At 47.8% G+C, this 12,578-nt stretch carries 12 protein-coding genes; 8 read left to right on the forward strand and 4 right to left on the reverse strand.

Annotation, left to right across the window (positions count from 1 at the left end; translation table 11 throughout):
* The first annotated feature begins 491 nt into the window (after nt 1-491).
* The 4 genes from B3Z23_RS17905 (at nt 492) to yqfB (ending at nt 4,657) form a co-directional block, all read left to right on the forward strand.
* Complete coding sequence (locus B3Z23_RS17905; RefSeq protein WP_294912635.1) at nt 492-2,567, forward strand: FUSC family protein; 2,076 nt, start codon at nt 492-494, stop codon at nt 2,565-2,567.
* Nucleotides 2,568-2,601: 34 nt separating this feature from the next.
* Nucleotides 2,602-3,309, forward strand: a complete 708-nt coding sequence (locus B3Z23_RS17910; protein WP_294912636.1) for an alpha/beta hydrolase — start codon at nt 2,602-2,604, stop codon at nt 3,307-3,309.
* Nucleotides 3,310-3,459: 150 nt separating this feature from the next.
* Nucleotides 3,460-4,275, forward strand: coding sequence for a lipoprotein NlpA (gene nlpA, locus B3Z23_RS17915; RefSeq protein ID WP_414716512.1), 816 nt, complete (start codon nt 3,460-3,462; stop codon nt 4,273-4,275).
* 73 nt (nt 4,276-4,348) lie between these two features.
* Nucleotides 4,349-4,657, forward strand: coding sequence for a N(4)-acetylcytidine aminohydrolase (gene yqfB / locus B3Z23_RS17920; protein WP_294912639.1), 309 nt, complete (start codon nt 4,349-4,351; stop codon nt 4,655-4,657).
* 58 nt (nt 4,658-4,715) lie between these two features.
* On the opposite strand, the gene B3Z23_RS17925 is transcribed toward yqfB, so the two are convergent.
* Nucleotides 4,716-4,904: a hypothetical protein gene (locus tag B3Z23_RS17925; RefSeq protein WP_294912641.1), complete on the reverse strand. Its 189-nt coding sequence runs from the start codon at nt 4,902-4,904 to the stop codon at nt 4,716-4,718.
* 542 nt (nt 4,905-5,446) lie between these two features.
* Between B3Z23_RS17925 and B3Z23_RS17930 the strand changes: the two genes are divergently transcribed.
* Genes B3Z23_RS17930 through B3Z23_RS17940 form a run of 3 tightly spaced genes read left to right on the forward strand, consistent with a single transcriptional unit; the run spans nt 5,447 to nt 8,684 of the window.
* Nucleotides 5,447-6,418: an HlyD family secretion protein gene (locus tag B3Z23_RS17930; protein WP_038019959.1), complete on the forward strand. Its 972-nt coding sequence runs from the start codon at nt 5,447-5,449 to the stop codon at nt 6,416-6,418.
* On the forward strand, nt 6,400-7,554 hold the full coding sequence (locus B3Z23_RS17935; protein ID WP_294912645.1) for an ABC transporter permease: 1,155 nt from the start codon (nt 6,400-6,402) through the stop codon (nt 7,552-7,554). Before B3Z23_RS17930 ends, B3Z23_RS17935 begins: the two co-directional genes overlap by 19 nt.
* Nucleotides 7,551-8,684: an ABC transporter permease gene (locus B3Z23_RS17940; RefSeq protein ID WP_294912647.1), complete on the forward strand. Its 1,134-nt coding sequence runs from the start codon at nt 7,551-7,553 to the stop codon at nt 8,682-8,684. The genes B3Z23_RS17935 and B3Z23_RS17940 overlap by 4 nt, the downstream gene beginning before the upstream one ends.
* 8 nt (nt 8,685-8,692) lie before the next feature.
* Here the strand turns inward: B3Z23_RS17940 and B3Z23_RS17945 are convergent, their stop codons facing one another.
* A complete protein-coding gene (locus tag B3Z23_RS17945; protein WP_294912650.1) occupies nt 8,693-9,844 on the reverse strand; it encodes an iron-containing alcohol dehydrogenase in 1,152 nt (383 codons plus the stop codon).
* 158 nt (nt 9,845-10,002) lie between these two features.
* On the opposite strand from B3Z23_RS17945, the gene B3Z23_RS17950 reads away from it, so the two are divergent.
* A complete protein-coding gene (locus B3Z23_RS17950; RefSeq protein ID WP_294912653.1) occupies nt 10,003-10,827 on the forward strand; it encodes an aldo/keto reductase in 825 nt (274 codons plus the stop codon).
* Nucleotides 10,828-10,861: 34 nt separating this feature from the next.
* Here B3Z23_RS17950 and B3Z23_RS17955 read toward each other — a convergent pair whose 3' ends face one another.
* Nucleotides 10,862-12,208, reverse strand: a complete 1,347-nt coding sequence (locus B3Z23_RS17955; RefSeq protein WP_294912654.1) for a PTS ascorbate transporter subunit IIC — start codon at nt 12,206-12,208, stop codon at nt 10,862-10,864.
* A 43-nt stretch (nt 12,209-12,251) separates the two neighbouring features.
* Nucleotides 12,252-12,533, reverse strand: coding sequence for a PTS sugar transporter subunit IIB (locus B3Z23_RS17960; protein WP_294912655.1), 282 nt, complete (start codon nt 12,531-12,533; stop codon nt 12,252-12,254).
* Nucleotides 12,534-12,578: the final 45 nt, after the last annotated feature.

A 12,578-nucleotide genomic window follows, 5' to 3' on the forward strand; every position in this document is an offset into this window, starting at 1 on the left:
ATATATTTTATAATTGTGGTGGTTGTTGTTCTGTGATGGGAGGTGTGGCAGTACCACTGTTGCGGATGAAAATATTATCTGTACTAAAATGTGTCATAAAAAAGAAGTGGACATAATTAATGGGTAATACCAGTCAATAAAATCATTGATTATATCTTTATAAAAATAAAATTAATTAAACCACGTTTGCGGAAAATTAATTCAGTTTTATTTCCATAAATAATTAAACAATCCGAATTGTGATGAGAAATATATTGCCTTAAAACTCACCGTAGGTGATCTGATTTTTATCAGTGCTGAAGTGCGGGTAAAACTGTGAAATTATGTCTGAATGAGCCGGGGTGACAGGACATCGTATGTGAATCATTTACACCGTGAGTGGTTACAGTCAAATCACATTAGGGTTGTTACAATTTTTATCGTGCCCGAATCTGGCGGTGTATTATACTCAAGCCTCAGATCAGAAATTAATTCTCAATCTACTGAGTCCTATGAATTTTTTAACAAAAAGTGCGTTTATTTTTTCGTTAAAAACGACACTTGCTGCTTTTCTCGCCTTTTACCTGGCAATGAAGCTTAATCTGGAAAAACCGACCTGGTCTCTGACGACGGTGTACGTAGTTTCACAAATTTATACAGCCTCTACGGTGTCCAAATCTCTTTTCAGGCTGGCGGGAACGGTACTCGGTGGAATGTTTATTTTCCTGATTTATCCTTCCACCGTGATGTATCCCATGATGTTTAGTCTGGCGGTGTCAGGCTGGGTAGCCCTGTGCCTCTATTTATCCTTACATGACCGGACTCCGAAGAGTTATATTTTTATGCTGGCAGGTTACAGCGCAGCGATCATGGGCTTTCCTGATGTGACTACACCTTCCGATATTAGCTATACCGTGATTTCAAGAATAGAAGAGGTCGCTGTAGGTATCATTATCAGTAGCCTGGTCCATGTATTGATTTTTCCGGTCAGTATGCGTTCGTTGCTGGAAAACAGCGTCAATAACTGGTATCTGCAGGCTAAAAAAGTGTGTGGTTCCTTGCTGACTCAGCAGCAGTCAGCAGATACTCCGGAAAGGGATCAGATCCTGGTACAGATGGCGAATTACCCGCTGAATGTTGAAGTTCTGATGACCCACTGTGCCTATGAAGCTAATCAGGTCCAGCGTCTGGTTCGTCTGGTGTCGGCCCAGTATCAGCACCTCTCTTATCTGGTACCCACGCTGACCGCTATCGAAAAGCGCCTGAAATTACTGGCAGCGGAAAATATTCAGTTACCTGACGTGGTACATCAAAGTGTTACACGCTTCCTGGCATGGCTGAATGATTCAGCCGACGAGAGTAGCGAGTCCGTCACCCGCCATCTTGAAGAGACACAGGAAATTATTCAGCAGCGATTTTTGAATAATGAACTGGGCACAGAGCAAAGTTTGTTATTTACCGGACTGATTGAACGACTGCAAAACTTTGTCCGTATTCTGACCGCGTATCATGGTGTGGAAGTCAGACTGTCTCAGTTGAAACGGCGTCGTGGTAAACCTGAAGTGATGCACCGGAAAAAATATGTCGATGAAGGCATGGCCGCATTGTCCTCGTTTACTGTTTTTGTTGCCACCTTTGTCTGTTGCCTGCTGTGGATAGGTACTGGCTGGAGCAGTGGTTCTAACGCGGCGATGTTCGCAGCGGTAACCTGCTCATTTTTTGCGACCCACGATAGTCCCATCGGCGGAATGCGCATTTTTATGAAAGGTGTGATCATTGCTATAGCGATCAGTATTTTTTATTCAATGGTCATTATTCCGCGGGCGATAACTTTTGAAGCGTTAATCATTTGTCTGTCACCGGCTCTGATTTTTATGGGGCTAATTATCGCTAACCCGACAACTAATTTTATTGGTCTGATTATTGCTACCCAGTTACCAGGATATATCGGTTTCAGCCACGACTACGCACCGGATACTTATGCCACGGTTAATGCTGCAATTTCCACCACCGTCGGAATTGTCCTTTCTCTGGTGATAACGCTGTTAATTCGTAACAAACGACCTTCATGGATTGCGAGAAGGGCTCTGAGGGCAGGGTTGCGTGAGTTGCTTCAGTTACTGGGGGATATCCGTCTGCAGAAATCTACATTGTTGCAACGTCAACAATTTATTCAACGGATGCTGGATCGGATTAATATTATTCTGCCCCGTAATGTTGTCGATCCCGTGATTAGTATGACCATGGAAAATAATCTGATCACTGAACTATGGCTGGGGGCTAATTTATTCGATTTTTACGGGCGTTATTACCAGATATTGCAGCAGGCGGGAGTAAAGACCGATCCATTGTTTCATGAAATCAGCCTGTATCTGAAGCGGCGGTTAAAAAATATTCACGAGCTACCCGGTGGAGATGTGTTACGTGAACTGGAAAGAGTGTTAGTGGAGATGGAGCCACTGGCGAAAAATAATATCAGTCTTTATATGCCTTTTTATTTTGTTTTCAATATCCGGTTAGCTTTGTTCCCGGCTGTCCGCTGGAGCAGTTCTCAGGGCCAGTGGCAGTTATCCGGTGACGTTGAATAGGGTCATTAATGATGATAAGTAGTGAGGTAATCTGGTGAAAAAATCACTGGCAGCGTTGAGTATTTGTAGCGCCTTGCTGACGGCGCCTTTTGCAGGGGCTGCTGAGCTCAGTTATTTGTTTATGCCCGCCGCAGTACCCGACCAACATCCCTCCATGTTGGTCATGATGCATGGCTATGGGGCCAATGAGCAGGATTTCAATGATTTTCCGGTCATTGTCCCTGGTAACATGCTGGTGGTGTCATTACGTGCACCATTGCCGGTCGCCGGTGACAGTTATCAGTGGTATCGGAGTAACGGGAGTGAACAGCAGCAAGTGAATGATGTGGCACAAAGTGATGAAGCGGTCGTTAAAACAGTCACTACTCTCCAACATCAGTATCATATTCCGCCCAGCCACACCTATCTGGGGGGCTTCAGCCAGGGAGCTGTGATGACTTATGCGGTGGCTCTGACTCATCCGCAATTATTTCATGGTGCGGCAGTTTTCAGCGGGCGATTACCGGCCGGTTTTGATCCGTCGTCAGTTCCCCTGGCAGCAGCTAAACAGTTACAGGTATTTGTGGGTCATGGGGAAGCCGATCAAAGGATTCCGCTGAAAAGTGCTCAGCAGGCGGTCAAAAGGTTAACCTCATTGACTCCTTCTGTGACGTTTAAAACCTATCCTGGCATGGGACATACCATCAGCCTGGATGAAATCAGAGATTTCAGACAGTGGTTATTCCATGAGGAGACCCCCTGAGCTGCTCAGTCAGGCTGAGATTTTTAGTTGTTTCAGCGGGAGAATATCAGGTTTTATTATTGAAAATTAGCGGATTAACAGCTTCTTCCTGTCTGTGGGTTATGTCATCATAAGAAAAACTTACATTATGAAATGACCCGGGGAGTTCAGGTGAAGAAATTTATAAAGTTGTTGTTTCCGGCATTACTCATCCTTAGTAGTTGTCTGCTTTCCGGATGTGATAAATCGTCTGAAGACAGTCACCATATTAAAGTGGGTGTTATCAACGGTGCGGAACAGGATGTGGCTGAAGTAGCTAAACAGGTTGCGCTGAAAAAATATGGTTTGCACGTCGAGCTGGTAGGTTTTAGTGGTTCGTTACTCCCTAATGACCCCACCGCTCATAAAGAGCTGGATGCCAATGTGTTCCAGCATCGGCCTTTCCTGGAGCAGGATAATAAGGCCCGCGGTTACCACCTGGTGGCTGTGGCGAATACCTTTGTATTTCCGATGGCTGGTTATTCACGAAAAATTCATCATGTTACAGAGTTAAAAAGTGGTGACACTATTGCGATACCTAATGATCCAACCAATCTTGGCAGAGCGCTGTTATTGCTGCAAAAAGAAAAGCTGATTACCTTGCGGGAAGGTACCGGACTGTTACCCACATTACCCGATATTATCAATAATCCGCTGAATCTGAACATTATAGAGATGGAAGGGGCACAGTTACCCAGGGTACTGGATGATCCAAAAGTCACGGTAGCCATTATTAGTACGACTTACATTCAGCAAACCGGACTATCTCCAACCCGTGATGGGATCTTTATTGAAGATAAAAATTCACCTTATGTAAATATTATCGCCACCCGCGAAGATAACAAAGATGCAGAAAATGTGAAGACATTTATCAAGGCGTACCAGTCGCCGGAAGTAGCCGCCGCGGCAGAGACTATCTTTAATGGCGGGGCGGTTAAGGGGTGGTAATCTCCCTCAAACAGGATGGTGTTGGGTGCCGTTGGGTACCCACCGCTTTCAGACAGAGTACAAAAGGTAAAAAATGAGCGTCGATATTACATTTTACCGGCATTTTGCGCCGGATATTTTAGCAGGTAAAAAAACGATTACTCTGCGGGATGAGAAAGAATCCGGTTTCAGGCCGGGGCAACGTCTCAGAGCCGGCTACGAAGATGACGGAGAATATTTCGCTACGCTGGAAGTGGTGAGTGTGACTCCGGTCCGCCAGTCGGAGTTGGCCACCGAACATGCCCGCCAGGAAAATATGACAGAACAGCAACTTCGCCAGGTGATTGGACGAATTTATCCGGGCGTTGAACAACTGTACACCATTCACTTCCGTGTCTGCTGAGACTGTAACTCACTTATTTTCCGGCGGAGTTAAGCAAATACGCCGCTGTCATTAAAGCTTAGCTTTCAAAAGAGAAAGCGGGCTGAGGTTGTTTTTCTGGTAACTGTGATGAATTAAGTAACCGGTTAAATGACAGTTCGGCTGCCGTCACAGCACTCAGGAATTCTGCCGGAGTGAGACGTTCTTTCTGTGCGGAAACATAAGCCAGCGCCAGTTCTTTACTGTTAAAACGGTTTAATGAAAACATACTCACCTCAGTTAATAAATGTATTTTAAACTGGTCAAATGATAACCTCCTACGGGGTAAGGTTAAATCTGGTACTGCTTATCAATGTGATAGGCAGTGACTACTGTGTGTGATCTTTATCACACTTTAGGGCTCTTTACTGGGATCAGTCGCGACTTATTGATGTCTTTTCCCGACGAAAAGCCTGTTGCTGCCTGCACACTGGTGTCTGCCAACAACAAGCAATCATTTGCATTGCTACGATTTTCCAAAATACCGGTAGGGTTATATTCTGCTGACAGTCAAAATCAAAATTATTTGAAGGCACTATTTTTATTCTGGTATTCAGAAAATACTACGGACTCCGCGAAAGTGAATTATTATTTAGTGAGCTGGGGGTGTCTGTGTGTTCGCACTGAAAAATAAGCAGTTTTAGCGAACGGTTTGTAATAATTTGCCTAAACTACACATGCATAATCTATATCAATGCTCTATGCTGAATTTGTGTCAGACTGGTCACGAAGGGTCATGGAGCAGACAGATTGTAAGCCGGAGCAGTTAGTATGAATAAGAAAATAATACTCACCGTGTTATTAATGATTGCGGTGATTTCCCTGGCGGTTTTTTTCAGAGCACAAAATCAGGGGTTGTTATTACAGGGAGAAGTTGATGCTCCTGAGGTAATAGTCGCGTCTAAAGCAAAAGGCCGCGTAGTCGAACGACTTGTTGAGCGGGGGGATGATGTAAAAGCAGGGCAGGTGCTAATGAAACTCGATGCCCCGGAACTGATTGCTCAGCTTCGTGCGGCTGAAGCGGCACGCGATCAGGCGAAAGCACAGCTTGATTTATCGCTCAATGGTACCCGTGAAGAGAGTCTTCGTAATCTGCGGGCTGAGCTGGCTTCAGCAACGGCTGATTATCAGAATGCCCGTGATGAATATGAGCGCCAGCAGAAAATTGCCGCCAAGGGCTATATCTCGGCACAGGATCTGGAAACTGCACGAACCAGCCGCAATACCGCGCTGCATGCTATGCAAAGTGCCCGGGCAAACCTCGATGCAGGGCTGAACGGTGACCGGCTGGAGCAGCGTGATATCTATGCAGCACAGTTGGATGAAGCTGAACAGCAACTGCTGGAAGTGAAAGCCCAGACCGATGACCTGCTGGTCAGAGCTCCGGTGGCCGGAGAGGTTGGCCCTATCCCGGCGGAGGTAGGGGAGTTACTCTCAGCTTCCAGCCCATTGTTGACGCTGGTCAGGTTGCCGCAGGCATACTTTGTATTTAATTTGCGTGAAGATATTCTTGCCGATGTGCGTAAGGGAGATACCGTCAGGTTAAGAGTGCCGGCATTAAACAACAAAATGATCGAAGCGAAAGTGCACTATATTGCGCCGTTGGGCGATTTTTCAACCAAAAGTGCGACCAGAGCCACCGGGGATTTTGACCTGAAAACCTTTGAGGTTCGTTTGTGGCCGGTTCAACCGGTAGAAGGATTACGACAGGGAATGAGTGCATTATGGCAGTGGCAACACTAAAACGCAGCTGGCGCTGTTTCAGCCGTGCATTCAGCAAGGAAATTCGGGTCGATTTTCGTAAGCCGGTCATTCACTGGCTGACATGGTGTTTCCCGCTGTTATTGTTCTGGCTGCTGAGCAGCAACTTCTCGGCCGGAACTCTGCTTCATCTGCCTGTTGCGGTGGTTGATAATGATCACAGCGAGTTATCCCGTGAATTGATTCGTAAACTGGATGCCGGCCCTCATGCGAGACTGACGGAATGGCCAGGCGGACTGCCTGAAGCCGTGGAGAAGTTACGAACCGCCGATGACTACGGTATTCTGTATATTCCTGCGAATTTTGAATCGGATGCACTGGCTGGGCGTCAGCCACAGGTGGTGTTTTACTACAATGCGCTTTTCTATGCCGCCGGACTCTATTCTACCCAGGATTTTTCGGGGCTGATGACGGATATAAACACACGCTACCGGACTATTATTGCCGGAAAAATCGGTAAAAGCGTGCCAACACTGCCTCAGGTTTCACTGACCTATCAAAGTCTGTTTAATGCCAGTGGCAGTTATATTTACTACCAGCAGTTTGCTGCCACCATTCATCTGATGCAGTTGTTTGTCGTGACCTGCATGATTTATGTTCTTTCCCGCAGTAAACCCCTGGTTTATTCGAGCTCGTTTATATTATCTTTGCTGGGTAAACTGGCCCCATACACACTAATGTACACCACGGTGTTGATGGCTCAGATTGCCTTGCTGGTATGGAGTTCTGATGCCCGGGTGGTTGGGAATCCGGTATATATGTTCTTTGTGGCGTTCTTTTACATTATTGCCGCCCAAAGTCTGGCAGTGTTCCTGTTTACTTTTACCCGTACCGCCATCACTGCCTATACCCTGATGGCATTGATGGTCAGTATCGCCATGACCTTCTCCGGGATGGCCGTGCCGGAACTTTCAATGCCCTGGCCGGCTCAGCTAATTTCTAACCTTGAACCTCTTACTCATGCGCTGTATGCCATGTTTGATCTGTTTTTGCGCCAGGTGCCTGCTATGCCTGTGGCAGAAGTCTGTGCTTTATTACTGATCTATCCGGTGGTGGTCAGCCTGCTGGTCCGTAAACGGCTTCCGGCAAGGTTACGAGAGCAGGAGGCGATGGTATGAATGAATTTCGTCAGACCTTTCTCACTGTACTTTCGGGAATGCTGGCCCGGCCAATGTGGGCCATCCTTCTGATATCTTTATGTATTATGAGTATGGTTTACGCGAACCGAACCGTCTGGGATTTACCGGTGGCGGTGGTGGATATGGACCACAGTCCTGCCAGCCGGTTACTTATCCGGTCTCTGGACGCGACTTCAAAAATCGACATGATTAATTATTCCAGTCTCGAACACGCCCGGCGTGATCTGGGATGGCGCAAGCTTTTTGCAGTGATTGTGATGCCGGTTGATTTAGAGAAGAAAATGCTGGCAGGAAACAGTGTGGCTATACCTGTGTTTGGTGATGCGACGAACCGACTGGCTAACGGGCAGATAGAACAGGATGTGATCGCCGCCTATCAGCAAATGCTGACTGAGTATAACAGTACCATTCTGCTGAATAACGGTTTTACCCTGCCGGAAGCCAACGTACTATTGACTCCGATACGAGCGATCACTCAACCGCTGTTTAACCCGGGAATCAGTTTTGCGGCCATCATCTTTCCCGGATTGTTGGTGATGTTGTTGCAGCACTCCCTGTTGATTGCCAGTGTCCGTGTGAATCTGACCATCAGTGCGCGTGGCAAACCGTCACTGGCGGTGATACTCGGGGCCTATTCAGCTCTGGTGCCCATCTGGTTATTTTTGTCGGTTGTACTGTTCGGACTCTGGCCCTGGGTTCTCGGTTACCGGCAAACAGCGACTATCATTGAACTTTTGTTACTGACATTCCCGTTTTTGCTGGCGGTGATAAGTCTTGGCAATCTGCTTACCGAATGTATCCGGCGGGTTGAGATTGTTTATCTGACACTGTCATTTATTACCATGCCGGTATTCTATATTTCCGGGACTATCTGGCCGGTGCAGGCAATGCCATGGGGTGTTCGTCTGTTATCTGATTTACTGCCTTCCACATGGGCTGTTAAAGCGATTGCCGGAGTTAATCAGATGGGATTACCCTGGCAAAACGCATTGCCGTATGTGATGGTGTTATTATTGCTCTGTTTATTATTTAACCTTCTGGAGTTTCTGATCAGTACTTTTCGGGACCGACAGCACAGAAACGCCTTTCTGCGATTTTTCCGGCGCTGATAAACCGGTTATTCATCGATAACCGGCCAGCTTTCGCGAATCATAAACAGCATTTGCTCACGGTTATAGCTGATCAAAGAGTTTTTACTGTTTGAGGTACTGAGTATTTTTTCCAGTTGTGAATGATTCAGAGAGGGAGGAGACTGCCAGAAATCACAAACTGAATTTTGTGTCAGCCACCCCGCCAGAAACCTGGCCGGGCTGGCCTCTTTGTGTGACGGAAACAGGTGATGATGCAGTTCAGTCAGTCTGGCCTGCAGTTCAGGATGCGGCTCTTCGGCACATAAGGCGAGGAACGGCAACAGTAACCGACCACACACTTCGCCGTGATGCCACGGCATAATAGCGCCAGCTTCCCCGGCAATTCCGTGAATCACGCCGAGTCCTGCCATTGATAAGCTCAGCCCGCCCAGCCACGAGGCCATCATTATCTTCTCTCTGGCCTTATCTCCGCGCTGATCCTGACGGTCGAGATCTGGCCATGCGGCGATAAATAACTGCATACCCTGCAGGGAAAACTGGCGACTGAAAAAGCTGCTTTTTGCAGAGAGCCAGGCTTCAAAAAGATGCGTAAAAGCATCGATACCGCAGCGGGTCAACACGGCAGCCGGCGCGTGGCGGAGCAATAACGGGTCAAGTATGGCAATATCCGGAACCAGACGGGGATGACGCAAAGATGCCTTCACCTGATAGTGCTGTTGATCTGTTACTACCGAGTTTTGGGTGGCTTCACTGCCTGTACCGGCGGTGGTGGGGACGGCGATAAGCGGCAGCCGTTTTCCATCCAGGGGGGTATCGCCAATTTTTTCCAGGTAATGGACGGTCGAAAGGGGTTGCAGGCAGAGTGTACTGAAGGCTTTACCGGCATCCAGCACACTCCCTCCGCCAATAGCCACCACTCTTTCCGCTCTGCCACGCCAGTCAGTCACCCATTCATCCAGTTGTTGCGGTGAGGCTTCATGGCTGACCGTGATTATCCCGATAATCCAGGGAGAAAGGGTTTCCTGTAACTGCTGCCAGACCTCACTTTCCAGAAAAGAACGGCAACTGAAGAGCAGGGTAGGCAACGCGGGTTGTGCAATGAGCTGGCTGAGTTGGCGGATACTTCCCGGACCGGAAATGGTCTGTTGATTACAAAAGAGGCTGGTCTGTTGTGTCACCGTCTGACTCCTGAGGTAAATTATTAGTGTCGTGCAGAGTGTCTGATAATTCCAGTTCCCGTGAGCTCTCTGACATATATAGTGGCGGCATTTGCAGTTAAGGCGATCCTGATCACATACTGATCCCAGCGCATTCTGATTTTACTCGCAGGAGTAGTATGAAAAAACAGCAATATCTTTCGCCACTGGCTGCCGGGACCTGGCATCTGGGTAGCGGTCGTTATCCGGAAAAAACGGAGATAAGTGCGTTACATCAGGCTATCGATTCAGGAATTACTACCATTGATACCGCAGAAATGTATGGGCTGGGTCGCTCAGAACGGCTGGTTGGCAAAGTGATGGCAACCCGGCGTGAGGAAGTATGTCTGATATCGAAAATTTTCCCATGGAATGCCAACCCGTTACTTGCCAGGCGACAGTGCCTTGCCTCGCTCAAACGGCTCAGGACAGACTATCTGGATTTTTACCTGCTGCACTGGCGGTACCCTGGCTATTTGCCCTGGGCGGTGAGAAGTCTGGAAGCCTTGCGAAAAGAGGGACTGATTGGGGGGTGGGGCGTTTCAAATTTTGATATTCAGGATATGTCGTGTTTACTGAGTATTCCGGGAGGTGAAAACTGCCAGATTAATCAGGTGCTTTACAATTGTCAGAGCAGAGGCATTGAGTACCGGCTGATTTCGTTGTGTCAGCAGGCGGGTGTCAGCCTGATGGCCTATTCTCCACTGGGCGGGGCCGGAGCTCCCTTGCTAAGAGCACCGGTACTGGAACGGATTGCTATGGAACATGGCACAGAGGCTTCTGTGATTGCTCTGGCATGGATATTGTTGCAGAAAAACATGACGGCGATTGCGGAAACCGGTAATCCTGAACATGCGCAGCGGAATGCTCTGGCCAGTGGAATAATGCTTTCCCCGGCTGATATTGCGGCCATTAACGGCGTTTTTCCACCTCCGACCAGCAAACAACCGCTTGATCGGCGGTGAAACGGACGGGATATGCCTCCCGTCCGGGCGCTTATCAGGCTTTTTTCCTGGCAATCATGTTGTAGCCGATCATCAGGATGTAGATAACTGCCAGCAGTGAAATAATCACACTGGGTGTCAGGTATTTTATCGCGTTGCCCAGCAAAATTCCTACCACACCGAAGTCAGAATCCGAGAAGGTGGTATTTTGCAGACCGACCTGACCCAGTAACGGCAGTAATATTGCCGGCAGAAAGGTGATGAGAAGCCCGTTAGCAAACGCACCAATTACTGCTCCTCGCCGTCCACCGGTAGCATTACCGAATACTCCGGCAGTCGCTCCGGTGAAGAAGTGCGGTACGACCCCGGGCAGAATCAATACCCAGTCCAGTTTGCCCAGAATAAGCAGCCCAACCAGACCACCGACAAAACTGGAAACAAAACCGATCAGTACCGCATTAGGTGCGTAAGGGTAGACAATCGGACAGTCCAGCGCAGGTTTTGCATCAGGAACCAGTCGCTCAGAAAAACCCTGGAATGCAGGAATAATCTCCGACAGTATCAGACGTACCCCGGCAAGAATGATATACACTCCGGCCGCGAAGGTAATTCCCATGATGACCGAGAAGATAACGAAGTTCTGTCCCTGACTGAAATTCTGTTCAACGTAGCTGCTGCCTGAACACAGGCAGAGAATGATGTATACCACCATCATGGTCAGAGAAATCGAAATGGTACTGTCGCGCAGAAAACCAAGATTTTTGGGTAAATTCATTTCCTCAGTGGATGCTGAATTTTTACCGACCAGCTTACCGATAACCCCTGAAAGCACATAACCAATAGTACCGGTATGCGCCAGTGCGACATCATCTTCACCGGTGATTTTGCGCATAAATGGCTGTGCCAACGCCGGTAGCGCAACCATGAAAATGCCCATTATCAGAGAACCACAAATCACCAGTGAGATACCACTGAAACCGGCAATGCTTAAAATAACCGCCAGCATACAGGCCATATAAAAGGAGACGTGGCCAGACAGGTAGATATATTTAAACCGGCTGAATCTTGCCAGAAATATATTGGCGACCATGCCGAACGCCATAATATAGGCGGTACTTTCGCCGTATTTACTCATTGACAATGAAACTATGGCTTCATTATTCGGAATAACCCCCTGCACATTAAATGCATGCTCAAACATGCCGCCCAGGGGTCCAAGAGTGGTCACCAGAACGGAAGCACCACCGCTCAGAACCAGAAAACCCAGGATAGTCTTAATGGTGCCCTGGATAATTAAATCGATACTTTTTTTCTGTGCACACAAACCAATCAGTGCAATAAGACCGACCAGAATGGACGGTACTTTCAGGATATCAAGAAAGAATGAGAGAACTGAACCCATAGTTACGCTCCCGAAGGCATACAATTCAGATGGTTAACCGCAATCAGGCGTTATCCGCCAGCCATTGAGTCAGTTTCTCTTCCAGTTCTGTTTTAGCGATAATACTTTTCAGTACAACAACCTTATGCGCGTCGACTTTGCCGGTAATCCCCGGAGCAAGGTCCTGGCCCACGACAAAGATATCCGCTAAATTATTAGTGACCGAGGCGAGGTCAATATGGCTGACCTCGGCTTCCTGTCCAATTTTGGTCATCACTGTTTTAATATTTTTTTCCAGCATAAAACTACTGCCCAGACCGTGACCACACACCGCATAAATTTTCATAGCAAATCCCCTGAGAAGTAAAGTGGCCCGGAATAAGTTGCCGGG

Origin of the sequence: Tatumella sp. UBA2305 (assembly GCF_002345795.1) — a bacterium.
GTDB classification, from domain to species: domain Bacteria; phylum Pseudomonadota; class Gammaproteobacteria; order Enterobacterales; family Enterobacteriaceae; genus Tatumella; species Tatumella morbirosei.

Coding starts and splice junctions, on each gene's coding strand:
- B3Z23_RS17935 (WP_294912645.1), top strand. CDS start 6,400: ATGGCAGTGGCAACACTAAAACGCAGCTGGCGCTGTTTCAGCCGTGCA.
- B3Z23_RS17930 (WP_038019959.1), top strand. CDS start 5,447: ATGAATAAGAAAATAATACTCACCGTGTTATTAATGATTGCGGTGATT.
- B3Z23_RS17940 (WP_294912647.1), top strand. CDS start 7,551: ATGAATGAATTTCGTCAGACCTTTCTCACTGTACTTTCGGGAATGCTG.
- B3Z23_RS17955 (WP_294912654.1), bottom strand. CDS start 12,208: ATGGGTTCAGTTCTCTCATTCTTTCTTGATATCCTGAAAGTACCGTCC.
- B3Z23_RS17905 (WP_294912635.1), top strand. CDS start 492: ATGAATTTTTTAACAAAAAGTGCGTTTATTTTTTCGTTAAAAACGACA.
- B3Z23_RS17925 (WP_294912641.1), bottom strand. CDS start 4,904: ATGTTTTCATTAAACCGTTTTAACAGTAAAGAACTGGCGCTGGCTTAT.
- B3Z23_RS17960 (WP_294912655.1), bottom strand. CDS start 12,533: ATGAAAATTTATGCGGTGTGTGGTCACGGTCTGGGCAGTAGTTTTATG.
- B3Z23_RS17950 (WP_294912653.1), top strand. CDS start 10,003: ATGAAAAAACAGCAATATCTTTCGCCACTGGCTGCCGGGACCTGGCAT.
- yqfB (WP_294912639.1), top strand. CDS start 4,349: ATGAGCGTCGATATTACATTTTACCGGCATTTTGCGCCGGATATTTTA.